General features: G+C 67.2%; 19 protein-coding genes. 3 read left to right on the top strand and 16 right to left on the bottom strand.

The window, feature by feature from the left end; all coding sequences use genetic code 11:
- Positions 1-13: 13 nt before the first annotated feature.
- From AC5FRZ_RS04230 to aglM, 4 genes are all read right to left on the bottom strand, one after another.
- Complete coding sequence (locus tag AC5FRZ_RS04230) at positions 14-772, bottom strand: DUF4013 domain-containing protein (RefSeq protein WP_493563946.1); 759 nt, start codon at positions 770-772, stop codon at positions 14-16.
- Between the two features lie 316 nt (positions 773-1,088).
- Positions 1,089-2,165: an archaeosine biosynthesis radical SAM protein RaSEA gene (locus tag AC5FRZ_RS04235; RefSeq protein ID WP_208628412.1), complete on the bottom strand. Its 1,077-nt coding sequence runs from the start codon at positions 2,163-2,165 to the stop codon at positions 1,089-1,091.
- 37 nt (positions 2,166-2,202) lie between these two features.
- Positions 2,203-2,640 carry a VanZ family protein gene (locus AC5FRZ_RS04240; protein WP_493563947.1) on the bottom strand — a complete coding sequence of 146 codons (438 nt, stop codon included), beginning with the start codon at positions 2,638-2,640 and terminating at the stop codon, positions 2,203-2,205.
- 44 nt (positions 2,641-2,684) lie between these two features.
- Complete coding sequence (aglM, locus tag AC5FRZ_RS04245) at positions 2,685-3,980, bottom strand: UDP-glucose 6-dehydrogenase AglM (protein WP_493563948.1); 1,296 nt, start codon at positions 3,978-3,980, stop codon at positions 2,685-2,687.
- An 82-nt stretch (positions 3,981-4,062) separates the two neighbouring features.
- Here aglM and aglF point away from each other — a divergent pair, with 82 nt between their 5' ends.
- Together aglF and AC5FRZ_RS04255 are read left to right on the top strand one after the other, a co-directional pair.
- Positions 4,063-4,824 carry a UTP--glucose-1-phosphate uridylyltransferase AglF gene (gene aglF / locus AC5FRZ_RS04250; RefSeq protein ID WP_493563949.1) on the top strand — a complete coding sequence of 254 codons (762 nt, stop codon included), beginning with the start codon at positions 4,063-4,065 and terminating at the stop codon, positions 4,822-4,824.
- 41 nt (positions 4,825-4,865) lie between these two features.
- Complete coding sequence (locus AC5FRZ_RS04255) at positions 4,866-5,852, top strand: SDR family oxidoreductase (RefSeq protein ID WP_493563950.1); 987 nt, start codon at positions 4,866-4,868, stop codon at positions 5,850-5,852.
- A 13-nt stretch (positions 5,853-5,865) separates the two neighbouring features.
- On the opposite strand, the gene arcS is transcribed toward AC5FRZ_RS04255, so the two are convergent.
- The 6 genes from arcS to AC5FRZ_RS04285 form a co-directional block, all read right to left on the bottom strand.
- Complete coding sequence (gene arcS, locus AC5FRZ_RS04260) at positions 5,866-7,638, bottom strand: archaeosine synthase subunit alpha (protein ID WP_493563951.1); 1,773 nt, start codon at positions 7,636-7,638, stop codon at positions 5,866-5,868.
- Between the two features lie 92 nt (positions 7,639-7,730).
- Positions 7,731-9,200 (bottom strand): tRNA guanosine(15) transglycosylase TgtA, encoded by a 1,470-nt coding sequence (gene tgtA / locus AC5FRZ_RS04265; protein WP_493563952.1) that lies wholly within the window; start codon positions 9,198-9,200, stop codon positions 7,731-7,733.
- 25 nt (positions 9,201-9,225) lie between these two features.
- Entirely contained in the window at positions 9,226-9,669 is a 444-nt protein-coding gene (locus AC5FRZ_RS04270) for a type II toxin-antitoxin system VapC family toxin (RefSeq protein ID WP_170093565.1), read from the bottom strand.
- Positions 9,666-9,941, bottom strand: coding sequence for a hypothetical protein (locus AC5FRZ_RS04275; protein WP_153552839.1), 276 nt, complete (start codon positions 9,939-9,941; stop codon positions 9,666-9,668). Before AC5FRZ_RS04275 ends, AC5FRZ_RS04270 begins: the two co-directional genes overlap by 4 nt.
- 162 nt (positions 9,942-10,103) lie before the next feature.
- Positions 10,104-10,346: a DUF7861 family protein gene (locus AC5FRZ_RS04280; RefSeq protein ID WP_153552838.1), complete on the bottom strand. Its 243-nt coding sequence runs from the start codon at positions 10,344-10,346 to the stop codon at positions 10,104-10,106.
- Positions 10,343-10,654, bottom strand: coding sequence for a hypothetical protein (locus tag AC5FRZ_RS04285; RefSeq protein WP_493563953.1), 312 nt, complete (start codon positions 10,652-10,654; stop codon positions 10,343-10,345). Before AC5FRZ_RS04285 ends, AC5FRZ_RS04280 begins: the two co-directional genes overlap by 4 nt.
- 103 nt (positions 10,655-10,757) lie before the next feature.
- On the opposite strand from AC5FRZ_RS04285, the gene AC5FRZ_RS04290 reads away from it, so the two are divergent.
- Complete coding sequence (locus tag AC5FRZ_RS04290; RefSeq protein WP_493563954.1) at positions 10,758-12,554, top strand: L-aspartate oxidase; 1,797 nt, start codon at positions 10,758-10,760, stop codon at positions 12,552-12,554.
- Positions 12,555-12,602: 48 nt separating this feature from the next.
- Here AC5FRZ_RS04290 and AC5FRZ_RS04295 read toward each other — a convergent pair whose 3' ends face one another.
- The 6 genes from AC5FRZ_RS04295 to AC5FRZ_RS04320 all read right to left on the bottom strand — a co-directional run bounded on the left by AC5FRZ_RS04295 (position 12,603) and on the right by AC5FRZ_RS04320 (position 17,640).
- Positions 12,603-12,863 carry a hypothetical protein gene (locus tag AC5FRZ_RS04295; RefSeq protein WP_153552835.1) on the bottom strand — a complete coding sequence of 87 codons (261 nt, stop codon included), beginning with the start codon at positions 12,861-12,863 and terminating at the stop codon, positions 12,603-12,605.
- Complete coding sequence (locus tag AC5FRZ_RS04300) at positions 12,860-13,087, bottom strand: hypothetical protein (protein ID WP_153552834.1); 228 nt, start codon at positions 13,085-13,087, stop codon at positions 12,860-12,862. The genes AC5FRZ_RS04295 and AC5FRZ_RS04300 overlap by 4 nt, the downstream gene beginning before the upstream one ends.
- Positions 13,088-13,217: 130 nt before the next feature.
- Entirely contained in the window at positions 13,218-13,472 is a 255-nt protein-coding gene (locus AC5FRZ_RS04305; RefSeq protein WP_493563955.1) for a hypothetical protein, read from the bottom strand.
- Positions 13,473-13,597: 125 nt separating this feature from the next.
- Positions 13,598-14,143 carry an NUDIX hydrolase gene (locus tag AC5FRZ_RS04310; protein WP_493563956.1) on the bottom strand — a complete coding sequence of 182 codons (546 nt, stop codon included), beginning with the start codon at positions 14,141-14,143 and terminating at the stop codon, positions 13,598-13,600.
- A 52-nt stretch (positions 14,144-14,195) separates the two neighbouring features.
- Positions 14,196-16,304 (bottom strand): hypothetical protein, encoded by a 2,109-nt coding sequence (locus AC5FRZ_RS04315; RefSeq protein WP_493563957.1) that lies wholly within the window; start codon positions 16,302-16,304, stop codon positions 14,196-14,198.
- Positions 16,305-16,401: 97 nt separating this feature from the next.
- Positions 16,402-17,640, bottom strand: coding sequence for an outer membrane protein assembly factor BamB family protein (locus AC5FRZ_RS04320; RefSeq protein ID WP_493563958.1), 1,239 nt, complete (start codon positions 17,638-17,640; stop codon positions 16,402-16,404).
- Positions 17,641-17,653 lie beyond the last annotated feature (13 nt).

The raw sequence follows: 17,653 nt of genomic DNA on the forward strand, positions 1-17,653 counted from the left end.
ACAGCCGGCAGTATCAGAAAGTCCCTTCTGCGGGTGCGCTGGCGTCGCCGGAACCCACGTCGGTGTCGCGAGTGAGGGGCGGTTCGCCGTACTCCTCTTCGTACGCGTCGGCGAAGCCGTTGCCCCAGACGTAGAAGATCGCCGACTGGAAGACGAACTGTACCCACGGGACCGCCAGCAAGCCAACGATCGTGAAGCCGAGGACACTCCCGACGACCGAGGCGATGATGTTGACGGCGAACGCGAGCAACACGGCAACCAGCATCGTCCGATTGGTGACGAGCGTTTTGACGACGTCGAGATCGAAGGCCGCCGAGACGCTGTCCTTACGGACGAAGTTCGCCGTCGCGACCGGCACGGCGACGGCGACTGCGATCAGACCCAGGAAGTAACACAGCACGCCAATCAACACCGCGAGGAAGAACAGCACCTCGTTCCCAGACGCCACACCGAGGACGGCGACGATCGCAGCGGGAATCATCGCGACGAGCAGCGCACCGATCGTGTACGGGAGCACGACGAGGAGATATCTGAGACCGTCGACCGTCGCCTCGACCAGATCGAGTTCGTCCCACTCAGGCGGATTCTCGGTGTCACCGGCGAGCACTCGGCGCATCACTTCCAGCATGTACCCCTGAAGCGTCAATAGCAGTACGAGCGGGAACAAAAAGATTCCGAGGAACAGTCCGACGAACACGATCCCACCGCCGATGCCGACGCGCTTGAGCCAGTCCTCTCCCTGTGTTTGATACCGAATCGAAGCTTCTAACATTCTGGTTAGGTCGTTTCGAGATATAAATAAATAGCTTGTGCAACAGCCGATATCACCGATCAAACGGTTGCGACTCGGGTCACAGTTGACTTCTGTTGCTACTACCCGTCGCTGTCGCTCACGGATGAAAGGGAACGAGGGGCCATGGAGCGTGTGACAAGATCCTGACCCCTAATCATCGGTAGGACACCCAGGAATAAAAAGACGGGGTTACCGGAGTGAAAGTGAAAATGGGTGTAACGCGACACCTACTGGCACTCTCTACAGACCAGCGGGCCAGCAATCGCTCCCCGTTCCTGGCCGGGATCGGGGATGGCTATCGGGCCAGGGGGAGCGAGTAACTCGCTTCGCGCTCGACGACGGCGTCCCAGGTCGCCTCACAGTCACAGGTGACTTGCTCGAAGACGCTGGGGTCCTGGCGGAGGTCGAAGTCCTTGATCGCGCGCTGGGCGCGGTCGTCGCACTCTCCGCAGTTGTGTGGGCCGCGATCGCTCCCGTGGCCGACGGGGTCCGAGACGACGATCACGTCCTCGTCGGCGGTCGATTCCAGCACCTCACACACCGACCAGAGCCACGGGGGCCGGTACCCCTGGTCGTGAAACAACTCTTCGACCATCGTGTACCGCTGGACGTTACAGGGGTTCATCGAGACGGTGTGACACCCCTCGACGTCGGCGCACTTGCGCACGGAACGTTGCATGTCTTCGATCGCTTCCGACTCCGTGAGGAAGGGCGGTTTCATCAGGAGATACGCCTTGACGCCGCCACCGGCGGCCTGTGCCTGTGCGGCCGCGTCCTCGAAGTCCGCAAAGTCGAAGTACTTGTTCACGCAGTCCCGGCGGACGCGGTCTGTCGCCGTTTCGAGGCCGACCGCGATGTCGGTCTCCAGTCCCGCGTCGACGAACTCGGCGACCTTCGCACGGTCGACGAAGTCGGGCAGGGACTCGACGACGATCCGGTCGCGGTCGGCGAACTCAGAAGCGATCGCGCGCCGCGTCTCGGCTCCGACCTCGCGTTCGTCGAGGAAGCTCCCGGACGTGTAGATCTTGATCAGCCCGGCCTTCTCGTCGGCCTCCTCGGCCTCGTGGTCGAGACAGTACTGGATCTGGGCCATCAGGTCCTCGTGGGCGACGCTGCCGCCGTCGACGCTCTCGGCGACGTAGCCACACATCGTACAGCCACCGGCGCGGGCCCACCGGCAGCCGCCGGTGTTGAGGATGATCGTCAGGCTCTGGTAGACGCCGTCGGGCGTGTTGTCCTCGTCGAGCCAGACGCGGGTCGGTTCGCGGGGATCGTAGGACGCGTCGTTGCGCGAGCGGACCTCGCGCATCACCTTGTTGTGGGCGTCCATGCCCTTCCCCTGTTCGTAGACTTCGGGCGTGGGCGTGCTCATTGTCGGGCAAAGCGGGGCTGTGCGTAAAGCGGCTTCGCTACGGCTCGCCGTCGGACGGGAACTCCGTCGCGTCCGTGACCGGTTCGAAGCGCAGTCGGGTGGCGATGACGCCCCAGCCGGCGGCGATCACGGACGCGCCGACGGCGTTTGCGAGCACGTCGAGACGACTGAACTGCCGGTACGCCAGTGGCAACTGGACGAGTTCGACCACGAAGCCAAACGCCACCGCGAGGACGAACACCGCAACGGCCACTCTGCGTGGCTCTCGCTCCGCCAGCGCGTAGGCAAGCACCGTCGCGAGGCCGCCGTACGCCAGCACGTGGAGGTACTTGTCGATCCCGAACACGCCGAGCGGACCCGTTATCCGGCTGGCCGAGCCTGGGCGAAGCACCGAGACGAACAGGATCACGGCCGCGACGCAGCCGACGACCAGCCAGCGCATCCGGCTGGAGACGAGTGGGAGCCGACGGGACATAGCGACGACTGGCCGGCGACGCGCAAAAATGTCTTGCTGTGTGCTCACCAGGTCAGGCCTTCGTAGGTGATGCCGTCGCGCCGCTCGACGACGTGGCGGCCGTCGACGACGACGGGGTCCGCCATCTCGTCGAACTCGTCGTCGAGCGCCGCGAACTCGTCCCAGTCGGTGACGACGACTGCGCCGTGGGCTCCTGACAGGGCGTCCGCCGCGGCGTCGGCGGCGCTAAAGGCCACGTCGGGCGCGTACTCCCGGAAGCTCTCGACGGCGACGGGATCGTAGGCGACCACGTCGGCTCCTCGCTCGTGGAGCCCCTCGATGACCGGGATCGCACGCGTCCCGCGCACGTCGTCCGTGCCGGGCTTGAAGGACAGTCCCAGCACGGCGATCCGTTTGCCCGCCACGTCGACGTGATCGTCGAGCAAGGAGAGGAGCCGTTCTGGCTGGCGGTCGTTGACGTTCACGCCGGCCTTCAGGAGTTCCGGGTCGTAGTCGGCGTCTTCCGCGGCCGCGATGAGTGCGTCGACGTCTTTCGGGAAGCAGCTACCCCCCCACCCCAGCCCCGACCGGAGGAACCGCTCGCCGATGCGGTCGTCGAGCCCGATCGCGTCCGCGACCTCGTAGGCGTCGACGCCGTACTCCTTGCAGATGTTCCCGAGTTCGTTGATGAGGCTCACCTTCGTCGCGAGGAAGGAGTTGTTGGCGTACTTGATCATCTCGGCCTCACGGAGGCCGGTGCGGACGACCGGGGCCCCGGTCTCCTCGACCAGTGGCTCGTAGATCCGATCGAGCGTCTCGTAGGCCCGCTCGTCGGTCGCGCCGAAGACGATCTTGTCCGGGTCCGTGAAGTCCGCGACGGCGGTCCCCATCCGGAGGAACTCGGGGTTCATCGCGATCCGGAAGTCCTCGCCGACCGCGAGGTCGCCGGCCTGCTCGATTGCCGGTGTGACGACCGCTTCGGTGCTGCCCGGGATCACCGTGCTCTTGACGATCACGAGGTGGTCGCCGCCCGCCGGGAGCACCTCGCCCAGCGAGCGCGCGCCCGCTTCCATGATCGAGAGGTCGTTGCTCCCGTCGTCGTTTGCGGGTGTCGGCAGCGCGAGGAACGTCGCGTCGGTCTCGCGGACGGCCGCGTAGTCGGTCGTCGCCCGCAGACGGTCGCCCGCGTGGCGCTCGATGCGCTCTGCCAGACCGGGCTCGTGGATCGGCGCGTCGCCGTCGTTGATCGCGGCGACGACCGACTCGTCGATGTCGACGTTGACCACGTCGTGTCCGAGGTCGGCCAGACAGGCCGCGAGCGTCGTCCCGACGTACCCGCTGCCGACGATGCTTACCTTCATTGGCCGCCAGTTGGCCGGGACTGGCCTTGAGGATTCTGTTCGACCGATAGCCTTTAGCTGACTGACTGGTGAAAGGGAACGTATGAAAGCTGTCGTCCTCGCCGCCGGGGAAGGCACCCGGCTCCGCCCGCTGACCGAAGACAAGCCCAAAGGAATGGTCGAAGTCGCCGGCAAGCCGATTCTCACTCACTGCTTCGAGCAACTGATCGAGCTCGGTGCCGACGAACTGCTCGTCGTCGTCGGCTACAAGAAACAGGTCATCATCAACCACTTCGAGGACGAGTTCGAGGGCGTCCCGATCACGTACGCCCACCAGCGCGACCAGAAGGGGCTGGCCCACGCCCTGCTGACCGTCGAGGAGCACATCGACGACGACTTCATGCTGATGCTCGGCGACAACATCTTCCAGGCGAACCTCCAGGACGTGATCAATCGCCAGCGCGAAGAGCGGGCCGACGCCGCCTTCCTCGTCGAGGAAGTGCCGTGGGACGAGGCCTCTCGCTACGGAGTCTGTGACACCAACAAGTACGGCGAGATCGAGGAAGTCGTCGAGAAGCCAGCGGACCCGCCGTCGAACCTCGTGATGACCGGGTTCTACACGTTCACACCGGCGATCTTCCACGCGTGTCACCTCGTCCAGCCCTCCAACCGCGACGAGTACGAGATCAGCGACGCGATCGACCTCCTGTTGCACTCGGGGCGGACCATCGACGCCATCCGGATGGACGGCTGGCGCACCGACATCGGCTATCCCGAGGACAGAGACGCCGCGGAGGAACGACTCACCGACGGTGACGAAGCCGACGACGGTGACGCCGTGCAGGCGGTCGACGGCGCGGAGTAGTCCCGACGGGTTTTTACTGACAGCCCGTGGCCTTTCCGACAATGAGGATTCTCGTCACCGGCGGTGCGGGGTTCATCGGCGGTCACATCGCCGAGCGGTTCGTCGTCGACGGCCACGACGTGGTCGCGCTGGACAACCTCGATCCGTTCTACGACGTGGACATCAAACAGCACACGATCGAGCAGTGTCGCGAGCAGGCGGCGTCGGGCGACGGTAGCTACGAACTGGTCGAGGGCGACGTGCGCGACGCCGACCTCGTCGCCGAGCTGGTCGCCGACGCCGACTACGTCTACCACCAGGCCGCACAGGCTGGCGTCCGTCAGAGCGTCGAGAACCCGCGCAAGTACGACGAGGTCAACGTCGACGGAACGCTGAACTTACTGGACGCCGCCCGCGAGACCGGTCTCGAGCGGTTCGTGATGGCGTCCTCGTCGTCGGTGTACGGCAAGCCGCGGTACCTGCCCTACGACGAGGAGCACCCGACGACGCCGGTCAGTCCCTACGGGGCGTCCAAGCTCGCGGCCGAACGGTACGTCTGTGCATACAGCGAGGTGTACGATCTGTCCGCGGTCGCGCTGCGCTATTTCACCGTCTACGGGCCGCGGATGCGCCCGAACATGGCGATCTCGAACTTCGTCTCTCGCTGTCTCGACGGCCGCTCTCCCATCGTCTACGGCGACGGGAGCCAGACGAGAGACTTCACCTTCATCGAGGACGTGGTCGAGGCGAACGTCGCACTGCTCGACACCGACGCGGCCGACGGCGAGGCGATCAACGTCGGCTCGACGGACAACATCGAGATCGAGACGCTGGCCCAGGAGATCCGCGACCAGCTCGCCCCGGAGCTCGATCTGGTCTACGAGGAGCGCCACGACGCCGACGCCGAACACACCCACGCCAGCACCGAGCAAGCCGCGGAGCTGCTGGGCTACGAGCCGGAGTACACGATCCGTGAGGGCGTCTCGGCGTTCATCGACTGGTACCGCGAGAACCGCGAGTGGTACGAGCCGCTGGTCCGCAACTCCTGACGGTCACCGCACGCTACTGTTCTTCGACGTGGCGCACCTGACAGGCGATCCCGCGAGTGGCTTCGTCCATCGCCGGACCGGGCATCGTCGCGCGGCCGACGCCGAAGGCCGACGGGCCTTCGATCACGACCTCGTCGCCGACGCGGATCTCGTCGTCGGCCTCTACGACGCCCGGCGCGAGCACGGAGCCGTGTGGCACGAAGTCGTCGATCGCGACGCGCTTTACCGACACGTCCGAGTCGACCCACCGTCGGGCTCCCGCGATCGTGAGTCCGAGGACGCCGTACTGCTGGGTCAGCGCCGCCAGCTGTTCGCCCTGGCCGCCGTCGGTCCGCTCGCCGTGGGCCCGTAGCTGGGGGTACGTCCCTTCCGCGGTCAGCGTGTCGCCGAAGATCTCGTCGCCCGCACCGGCCCCGAACTGGTAGTCTGCCACTGCCCGGAGCGTGTTGTGCTGGCGCTCGCGCTTGCGGTACTTCGGGTACCCCTCCAGCGCCCCGGCGAGGTTCGCCAGCGAGTCTGCCGTCGTCGGGTGGTCTTCGACGGTGTAGGTAAAGGACTGGTCGAGACGCTCCTCGACGCGCTCGCAGATCTCGCGGTACCCCTCGCCGGGGACGTGGACGATCACTTCGGGGTAGTCGGTGCCGTCGAGATAGCGTTCGAGCACGTCGGCCACGAATTCGATCTCGTTGGCGCTCCACTGCCCGGTGACGACGGAGTCGTAGTGCTGGGCCGGATAGGTGAGTTCCAGCTCCTGTGGGACGACGCCGATCGGCGAGGTCATCGACGCCATGTGGCCCCGGAACTGGACCGCCCGGTGGTACTGCTCGTGGCTCTGTGAGTCGCTGTAGGGCTTGCGCGCCGAGCAGGGGACGATGACGAGGGGCTGCTCGTCGAAGCGGGGCCGGTACCGTTCGGTGACCCGCTGTGCGAACCGCTGGATCTCGACCCGGCGCATGGTGTCTTCGGTCGCGGCGGTGAGCTCCTCGCGTCGGTAGATCGGGGTGTGGCGTTCGAGGTAGGCGTACTGCTGGTCGAGCCGGCGCATCGTCGCCGTCAGCCACTGGTCCTGGCGGGCCTGGCCCTCGACGTAGTCACGCAGCCGGCCGTCTCGTATCCGGCGACGGACCCGAGCCAGCTCCGCTTCCAGTGCGTTGACGTTGTGGTCGACACAGTCCTGTCGGTCGAACTCCTCGCGGGGCTGCCGGCAGGCCGGACACGAGCAGGGCAGCTCGTCGAGGTCTTCCAGGAAGTAGGCGTCGTCGGTCGTCAGGTATCGGCCCTGTGTCCCCCGGACGACGGCCCGGTCCCGGTCGACGAGGTCGACGCCAGCGTAGACCAGCGTGGCGACGTTGCGCGGCGTCGCGACGCCGGACAGCATCAGGGCGGTGTCGTCCGGTATCGCTTCGCGCGTCTCGATAACGGCCTCGACGAACGCTTCGGCGTGGCCGACGACCCCGGCGGCCTCCGAGAGGACGTACGCGTCGGCGCTGTCGTCGTCGGCCGTCTCCGTCGAGACGACGGCGGCGCTCGGATAGTCCACGTCGGGGTAGTCGACGGCGAACGCCTCGGCGACCTCCTCGGGCGTGCCACCGGGGAGGCCGCGGTGCGGGAGGACGGTGAGGACGCTCTCGTCGCCCTCCGGCACGTCTCGCTCCGTCGGCCAGAGGCTCCCGGCGTCCGCGAGGTAGTCGTCCACGACCGCGGGCGTCGTGACCGGATCGGCCAGCCGCAACTCGGCCAGCCGCGCCGCGCCGTCGCGCTCGTGAACCTCGAAGTACTCGGTCATGGCCCTGTATCGGCTACGGGGACCCAACTATCTTGCGAGTCACCCCGGCCGGCGAGTCGCCACACGACCGGACGGCCGACACGGCAGCCCGGTCAGTCCTCCCCCAGCTGCCTGATCGTCACCGAGTCGGGAACCCGCACCAGGGCGCTCTCGGGCCACTCGAAGTGGGCGAGGGTGAGGTCGACCTCGGGGTTGGCCTCGGCGAGGCGCGCGACGCCGTCGGCGGCGGCCTCGTAGGCCTGCGGTGCCAGCCGCTCGGGGACCTCCGCGGTGAAGGGATAGGCGTCGCTCATCTCTCTGGGATAGGGGCCGAAGGGGGGCGTCACCTGCCAGCACTCGCCGTAGGCCTCGTCCCGCTCGCCTTCCGTGAGCAGGACCTCGCCCGAGAGGTCGAAGCGGTCGAGTCGCTGGTGGTGCCGGACGACCTCGGGGCGGCGCGCGCTCTCCGTCGACGTGTGGAAGACGGTGTCCTTGGCGATGCGGTCGGTCTCTTCCAGTTGCTCGCTGTGGTCCAGCAGCGTCCGGTAGCCGTCCAGCATCGTCGGGTGGGCACGAGCCCGCGAGTCGACCAGTTCCATGAGGTCGCCGTCTCTGATCGCCTGCTTGATCGTCCGGATCTCGCCGTAAGTGACGTGGAGGTTGTGGCGGGCCAGCAGGTCCTCGCCGCGCTGGTCGTCCATCGCCCGGAGGTCGGCGGGCTCGTACTCGACGCAGACGGGACACGAGCAGGGGAAGTACTCCATGTCATCGAGGTGCTCGGTGCCGCGGACGGTGAGGTACCGGCCGTCACGAGCGTACAGCGCGTACGCCGCCGAGTCGAACAGGTCACAGCCGAGCGCGACGGCCATCGCGAACATCATGGGATGGCCGGCCCCGAACAGGTGGACCGGCGCGTCCTCGCCGAGCCCGCGCTTGCAGGCCGCGACCACGTCCGCGAGGTCGTCGTAGCGGTACTCGTTCATCAGCGGGACGACCGCGCCGACCGGGAACACGTCGAGGTCGGTCCCGTGTGCGTGCTCGGCCGCTCGCTCGCGCAGGTCGGGATAGGTCGAGCCCTGGATCGGCGCGGTCGTGAGCATCTCGCCGGTGTCGACGCCGTCGGCGATCTCCAGGCGCTCCTGGGTCGTCGCCAGCTCCGATTCGGCTCGCTCGCGCGCCACGTCCGGCGGCGTCGGGATGTCGACGGGCGTCCCGATGTCGCTCCCGATCTCCTGCTGGAAGGCCAGGATCTCCTCCGTCGTCACGTCGATCTCGCCGTACTCGGCCAGCTGGAAGGAGCCGGAGTCGGTCATGATCGCCCCCGGGAAGTCGAGCAGTTCGTGGAGGCCCTGCTCCTCGGCGGGCTCGCGGAGGTCGTCGCTCTGGTGGAGGATGTAGCTGTTCGTGATGAGGATCTCCGCGCCGAACTCCGACGCCAGCGTGGACGGCTCGATCGTCTGGACGTGGGGGTTGACGACGGGCAGGAGTGCGGGCGTCTCGACGGTGACGCCGGCCCGGGGCACCGTCAGCTCGCCCAGGCGGCCGGCCGCGTCGTACCGGCCGACTTCGAAGTGGTCTCGCATTACCCCCAGTGGGGCGAGCGCGTGCCTAAGGGTTGCGTTCCGCGACGGTGGCCGGAGCGAGGCGATCGACGAGACCGTCGAAATCGTCGTCGAACGCGAGGACGTGGTCGATGTCGTGAGACCGGACCAGCGCGACCGTCGTCGCGTCCGTGAAACTGAGGCGCTGGTCGTCGTACCGTTCGAAGATCTCCACGGCCTCGTCGAACTGCGGTGATTCGACATCGAGCATCGAGAACTCGCTCGGGTAGCCGTCGCCTCGAATCCGCTTCCCGACGTGGACTGCTCGCTCGTGATCGCCGCTTCGCTGTAGCGTCAACGTCACTGCCTCGTCGTAGACGTAGTCGCTGACGTACGGCTGTCCGAAGGCCCCGTCTTGCACTGCTTCGAGCGCTGCGGCGGCGACATCGTGGCGAGATGCCGAGTGATCCTGCTCCGCGTAGACGACGCCAGTATCGACGAAGACGGTCATCCGTAGAGGATGTCGTCGATGTCGTCCTCGTCGGTCTCGACGCCCGAGTCGAACTGACTCTCGCGTAGTTTCTCTTTTTGCTCGTCACTCAGCGGGACCGTCGAGTCACGGAACGAATCGACGAACTCCGTCCGGGACCGATCGACGTTCTCGACCATCCGTTCGAGGATCTCCTGTTGGGTCACCTTCCGACCCGTTTCGAGTCTGATCTCGGCCTGGATCTCCTCTATCTTCTCCTTGACCGCCTCGTCCATCTTCACGGCCGTCGCCATACAACTGAGTAGCAATTTCAACCGAATAAACGTTACTCACCCACGGCCGCGTCGCCACTCGCTTCCAGGTGTTCGCGTTCGGCGACGAGACAACCGGCGAGGGCGTCCCTACGTCCCATCTCGTAGTCCTCGCTTGCGGTTTCGGTCCGAAACGTCTGTCGTTCACCCGCCCCGGACGCGGTACCAGACCGTTTCACCGACCGGCGATCCGCCGTCGAGGTCGAGCCGTCCCACGAACAGGTCCCGGACGGCGAAGGTGACGGTCAGTTCGACGCACTCCCCGTCGTCGGCGCGGACCGTGACGACGCAGTGGCCGTCGCGTTCTTCGAGTGCCTCGATATGCCCACGCTCCCACCGGTCGACGTGGTGGTCGGGTTCTCTGGCGTGGATGCGATCGTGGTTCACGACGGGCTCCCGTCACAGCAGACGGTGTAGCGAACGTCCGCGTCGACCAGGGCGACGATCCGTTCGAGGACGGCCGTCGTCGTTTCCAGCGGGCCGAACTTGCTCACCGTCTCCCCGCCGGCTCGCACGACGACCGTCCATGCTGAGGTCCCTGCCGGCCCCTGACGCCGTTCGACGACGAGCGTCCGGTCGGGAAAGGCGAGGCGACAGTGGCCGTCGTCCGAGACGGTCAGCGACACGCCCTCGCGGTCGCCGAACCGCTCTCGGAGCCGCGCGTCGAGGCCGTCGGCGTGTTCTGGCTCGGTCACACCGGCCGTAGCGCCTCTCGACCGATACGTGTTTCGCGGCTTCGCGTGCGAGCACGCGCACGCGCGCGAAAGCCGTAAGGGTCCAGCGCCCCTCTATCTTGATGTGAGCAACCCAGACACTGCCGACAGCGACGGAACGTCTGTGCCCGAATACGAACGAGTCGACGTCTCGGTACTCGTCGTCGGAGCGGGCGCTGCCGGCGCTCGGACGGCGATCGAACTCGCCGAGCGCGGCGTCGACGACGTACTGGTGCTGGGCAAACGGAATCACGGCGACGCCCACACGACGTGGGCTCGCGGTGGCATCAACGGCGCACTCGGGACCCACGATCCGGACGACTCGTGGGCGATCCACGCCGCCGACACCCTCAACGAGGGCCACTTCGTCAACGACCCACAGAAGGTCGAGACGGTGACCAGACAGATGCCAGATCGCCTCCGGGAACTCGACGACTGGGGGATGGACTTCTCCCGAACGGACGACGGCGAGATCGACCAGCGATTCTTCGGTGCCCAGTCGTTCCGCCGGACGGCGTTCGCGGGCGATCACACCGGCGAGTCGATGCTGAAGGCGCTCGTCGACCGGGCACGGGAGCTGTCGGTGCCGTACCGCGAGAACGTGCTGATCACCAAGCTGCTGTCGGACGGTGACGAGTGTTACGGTGCGGTCGGGTTCGACATGGACTCCGGCGAGTTCGTGCTCGTCAACGCGGGGACCGTCGTCCTCGCGGCCGGTGGCTACGCCGCGGCCTACAACCGCCACACGTCCCGCGACGACGAGAACAACGGCGACGGCCCGGCACTGGCCTACGACGCGGGTGCCGAACTCATGGACATGGCGTTCGTCCAGTTCCACCCGACGGGGATGGCGGTCGACGAAGACGATCCCGAGTGGGAGCCCTGGAGTGGGCGACTCGTCACCGAGGCGGTTCGCGGCGAGGGAGGACACCTCTACAACACCGACGGCGAGCGGTTCATGGAGCGGTACTCCCCCGACCAGATGGAGCTAGACGCCCGCGACGTCGTCGCCCGAGCGATCGCACGGGAGATCGCGGAGGGACGTGGCACCGACAACGGCGGCGTCTATCTCGATCTCTCTCACAGAGACCGTGCGTTCATTCGAGAGCGTCTCCCCCGGATGTACGAGCGGTTCCAGGAACTGGGCGTCGACATGGCCACCGAGCCCGTCGAAGTCGCGCCGACGGCCCACTACGGCATGGGCGGGGTCGCCGTCGACGAACACGGGGAGACGACCGTCGACGGACTGTTCGCGATCGGTGAGACGATGGCCGGCGTCCACGGTGCCAACCGGCTCGGTGGCAACTCGCTGGCAGAGACCGTCGCCTTCGGCGTCGTTGCGGGCGAACGGATCGCCGAGCGCGTCGACGGAGCGGGGGACCTGCCCGAAGCGGTCGTCTCCGATATCGCCGAGCCGCAGTTCCGTGATCTGGCGACACTGGCCGGTCGGGACGGCTCTCACGACGTGATGGACGTGTTCACCGAACTGCAGGACCTGCTGTGGGAACACGCCGGCATCCTGCGGACCGACGCGTCGTTGCGGGCAGGCCTCGACGCACTCGACGAGGTCCGCCGGAAGGCCGCCGACATGGACGTGGGGCCGACGACGAGTTCGTCGTTCGAGTTCGCGATCGACATCGGGTTCATGCTGACCGCCGCAGAGGCGGTCCTGCGTGGCGCACTCGAACGGACCGAGTCTCGGGGCGCACACTACCGGACCGACGAGACGGAGACGGACCCGGACTGGCAGCGCAACATCTACTTCGAACGCTCCGATGTCGGTGGCATGCGGACCGAGACGCGTCCGGTCGGCACGCCGAGCGACGCCGTCCAGGCGGCTCTCGACGAAGGGCACGAACTGGACTACCACCAGCTCGAATGAGGCCGCTCGGGCGTCCCGAGGGCCGATCAGATCGTGTGGCTGGGGCTCTTAGCTGTCCGGCACGTCGAAGTAGCCCAGTGCGTCCAGAATCGCGCCCAGCAGGAAGCTGATCACGGCGAGCACGACGACGAGGCTGGTCAACACCGTCGAGATGGGTTCCGGGAGCGTAAACTGGAACGCTGCGATGAACACGCACGTGACGATCCCGACCACGAGGAGAAACGACCCCGCGCTCGGGTCCTCGCCGGTCAGGAACTCGATCCCGGAGAGCGAACGGTCGGGCTGTTCGTCTGCGAGGTCGTTGCTCATGTCTCGGCCTCGGGTGCGGCTCGCTGGACGATCTGAACGAGATGGGAGACCCAGAGCCCGCCAGTGAAGCCGAACAGCACGGAGACGACGACGACTTTCGTCATCAGCTCCAGTGGGGCGACTGCTGCCAGCAGGCAGAGCGTGCCAAACAGGAGCATCAATCCGTACTGGATGCGCGTCTCGGTGTCGATCCGTGTGAGTGGTCTGGTGATTGTCGAACGCATTGTGTCTGTCTCGTCGCGGCCGCAGTGTCTGGTCGTTCCGTACTTCGTCTCGTACTCTCGGCGGCCCATCTGTGAGCGAGTTCGCCACCCCGAGGTGGTGAAGACCGTCACAGCGTGGCCGCCCAGCGTTTCACTCTCGGTGCCGTTCGAGCTCCGTTTCGATCTCGCCCAGCCTGTTGTAGATGGCGAGCCCGAGAATCGTCGCGGGCCACAGGCCAACGAACTGCCCGCGCTGTTTGTCTCCCCGAACGTAGTAGTAGTACAGTGCTAGCGCGACGGAGGCGATCGAGGCAAGCAACGCCGGGCCGAGCGTCCGTTCGGCGCTACCGCCCGTCTCGACTGTCAGTTCTTCTGTGGACACACTGTTAACTAGTCCCACGCACATATATCACTTCGGAAGTAATTTCACTGAAGAATGTTCTTCCAGAATCTCTTTGACCCCTCTGTTCTCTCTGCAACCGTCGTTTCCGGGTGGCGCGTGGGGCACAGACGGACGGCCGGGAGACGCCGCTACCGCTCGAACAGCGCGTAGTAGAGCACGCCCGTCACGGTGCGCCCGTCGCGCAGTTCGTCCTCCCGGGCCGCATCGAGGAGGTCGTCGAGCGTCGTCGTCGTGACGCGGATCGACTCGTTGTCGTCGAGGTCCTGCTGGACCGTCTGCTCGCAGTCGCGGGCGACGAAGTAGTGGAAGACGGCGTCCGCGAAGCCGTTGGCCGGCTCGACCGTCGTCAGGTGTTCGAGCGACCCGGCCTCGTAGCCGGTCTCCTCGGCGAGTTCGCGACGGGCGGCGTCCGCGGGCTCGGCGTCGTCGGACTCCATCGAGCCGGCCGGGAGGCCGCGGTTCACGCGGCCGACCGCCTGTCGCCACTCCTCGATGACGACCACGTCGCCGTCGGGCGTCAGCGGGAGGACGACGACGCTCTCACCCTCCGCGAGGTAGTCGAATTCGGCGTCGGTACCGTCCGGGAAGCGAACGCGCTCGTTGCGTACGTCGAACCCCGCACAGCTGTAGGCGACGCTGCGCTCCAGAGTCTCCCAGGCGAGTTCGTCGGTCATGTCACAGCGTGTGTGGACGACGGTCAAAAGGAGCCCGGAACTGCCGCCCGCGCTACAGCTTCTCCGCGTCGAGGGCCTGCTGGACGCGTTTGCGGGCCTGTGACAGCCGTCTGTCGACCGCTCGCTCGATAGGATCGGGGAGACCGTCTGCGGCCCGTTCGAGGTTGTCTGCGACCCGGTCGAATCCGCTCTGGACGGCGACGAGCCGGCGGTCCGCTCCCTCTCGGTCGCCGTCTGCGGCCCGCTGGGCCGCTCGCTGTGCGGCGCTGCCGGTCGCTTCCAGCGCTCTGACGAGTCCCCGGACGGCGTTTGCCCTCCCGTCGAGGTCCAGTCCCTCGATCTCGGCGCGCGTCTCCTCGGTGATCGTCGCCAGAAAGCTCGCCAGCGATTCTTTCCCGGTGGTCGGCCGCTCGATCGCGATGCGGTCCTCGTCGGTCGGATTCACGCGGACGGCCCCGAGTTCGTCGTCGCTGTCCCGGATCTCGCCCGTGTAGGCACCGCCGCGGTGGACGTAGACCGCGTCTGGTCCCTCGACCGGCGCGTCGTAGAGCCGCCCGCCGAAGTCGTCTTCGAGCGCGAAGTCGGTCACGTCGGCCTCGCTCTCGGTCGGATCGACGGTCACCTTCGTCGCGTCCTCGCGAGCCACGAGCGGGATCTCGCCGTCGACGCCGGCCGCCGTCACGTCCTCGTCTTCGACCGTGATCGACTCGCTGTGCGGTTCGACACCCGCTCCGTTGACGGTGAGGCGGTGCTGGCCGGAGTCGACGCCCTGTGCCACCGCGACTCCCCGGAACGTCGGGACGGCACTCGGCTCGCTCTCCAGCAGCGCGACGGACTCGACCGCGCTGTCCTCGGTGGTCACGCCTTCCCCGTCCGGAGCCTCGCTGTCTTCGACGAGCGAAGAGACGGCAGTGACGACGGCGTTGATCGGTGCCGGCTCGCCGATCGCCGCGTAACGGTCCGCGAGTTCCCGGCGGTGGTTCGGGTCCGAGATGTCCGCCGCGGGGTTCTCGTAGCGAGGCTGGGTCCAGGGCTCGCCAGTGGTGGTGATGTGGCCCGAGACCGCGTCCTCGACAGCCTCGGGGATCGAGAACTCGAAGCTCAGTTGCGGGCCGGTGAAGCCGGTGATGTGCTCGATCTCGCTCGTCGGGCGCAGTTCGTAGGCCACGTCGGCGTCGGTCTCGGGGTCGTCGCGGCCTTCGAACTCGAAGACGAGGCCGGTCTCGCGCTCGGGGAGGTCGGTCGGCGGCGCGGTGAGCGCGTCGAACGACCGGATCGTGAGCGCCGCGGGAACGAGATCTTCGGGTTCGACCGACGGCAGCCGATCGTGCTCGTAGACGGGTACGCCGTCGAGTTCCGGGACGACGTAGGGGAGCCGACTCCCCTCGTCGCGGGGCAGCCCGTAGGCGACGGGGATCGAGGCGAGAGACTCGACGTCGTCGACGACGCGGTTGGTGATGTCCGCGATGTCGCCGCCCGTCGGCAGTCGCTGGAAGCGGTCGCGTTCCTCGTTGACCGACAGCGCGCTCGAATGAGAGCCCAGTTCCTGGAGGATCCGCGGCACGGTCCGCTCGGGATCGAGAAACTCGTTGTTGGGCACTTTCCGGGAGTGGGAACTGGCGACGAACAGCGCGGGCTCGTCGCTGTCGGTGTCGACGAAGACGTGGAGCACCTCCCAGTCGTGCCAGTGGAAGTTCGTCGTGAACTGGTCGAAGGCGCTGTAGGCCCAGTACTGGACGACCGCCAGCGGAGAGTCGTCGTAGGTGACGACGTTGTGGAAGACGGTCGGGTCCGGCGGCGTCTCGGCGGCTCGAAACCGTTCGGTGTAGCCGTCGAGTGCGTCGAATCCCTCGACGACAGTTTCGCCCTCGCGCTCGCTCTCGTAGGGGCGTGGGTCGGTCGGGTACCACTGCTCGGCGCTGTCGAAGTACAGCGTCGGTGCGAAACGCTCGGCCAACTCGCGAGCGCGGCCCTCGTCGACCGGCGTCGTCGTCGCGTCCTCGCCGGATTCCAGCGCGCTACAGCCGGCCACTGCGCCCGTCCCGACGACGGCGGTGGCGGCGAGGAAGGCACGCCGGTCGAGGGGATCGGAGGCGTACTCATACTGCCGGCTGTCACTTCGTGAAGATCTTCGCCACCCTGGGGTGGCGAAATCGTTCACAGATTTACAGTCGGTAGTATCACTCACGTGTGTCCCTCGCCGGGCACGTCAAAAGGTCTTCTGGCACTTTCGGGACCGCCCCAGCCGTCACCGCCGGTCACTCGTCGGCGACGATGCGGTACAGCCCGCCGGTGGGGCCCTCGCCCTCCAGCGACGCCTCGGAGGTCCGCTCGGCGACGTAGATCGCGCTGTCGGTGACCAGCGGGGTGCTGGTGACCTCGCCCTCGGCCGGGACGGTCCAGACCTCCTCCCCGGTCGACTTCGCCAGCGCGGACAGCGTCGGCTCGTAGGACCCCACGAGGACGTGCTCGCTGGTCACGGTCGGACAGCCGATGACGGGGCCACCCACGTCTGTCTCCCACTGCTCGTCGCCGCTGTCGGCGTCGAGAGCGTACAGCGACTCGTGCTGGTCGCCGACGTAGACGGTGCCCGTCGCTCCCTCGACGGCGGGGCCGGCCATCACCGACGCGCCCAGATCGGTCGCCCACTCCTCTGTGCCGTCCGACAGCGCGACGCGATAGACGCTGTCGCTCCACGAGCCGAAGAACGCGCTCCCGTCCCAGGTCGCGATCGGCCCCTTGATCTCCTCGCCGGTGTCGTGGGTCCACAGGAACTCGTGGTCGGGGTACGACCAGCAGTAGAGCGAGCCGTCGTTGGAGCCCACGACCAGCCGACCGGCCGCCCGGTCGATCGCACACGTCGAGTGTGGGTGGTCCGTGATCCGGCGATCCTCCCAGCGGACCTCGCCCGTGACGGCGTCGAGCGCGAAGATGGCACCGCTCGGTTCGTAGTACTCGACGGCGATGTAGAGTCGTCCGTCGTGGTAGCCGGGACTGGAGCCGATGGCGTCGCCCAGCTGCGTGCGCCAGTACTGCTCGCCGGTCTCCAGATCGAACGCGTACAGCGCCCCGTCGTACGCGCCGACGTAGACAGTCCCGTTCGCGATCGCTGGCGTGCCGTGGAACCCCCGCGACGTGTCCGTGGCGTCGGCCCGCCACCGCCGCCTCCCGTCGGGCCGGACCGCCCACACCTCGCCGGTGTCGCCGGTGACGACGATATCGCCGTTCGGTGCCAGCACGGGACTGCCCTTCGCCGCGGTGTGTCCGCCCGTGTTGAGGCCGTCGAGTCGCCAGTCGACGGTCACCGACGAGGGAATCGTCTGTTCGGGGAACACACCCCGTCTGGTGGTTTCGCCACGGAATTGCGTGTCGGCCGTCTCGGCTGGCGGCCTCTCCGGGCCGCCTCCGAGCGTCCGCAAGCGACCGAGACAGCCGGCCGTCCCGATCGCCGCGGTCGTTCCCACGCCTGCGAGGAACCGCCGTCTGCGCTCGTCCATACCTCACCCCAAC

This window comes from Halomicrobium sp. HArcht1-1 (genome assembly GCF_058933285.1).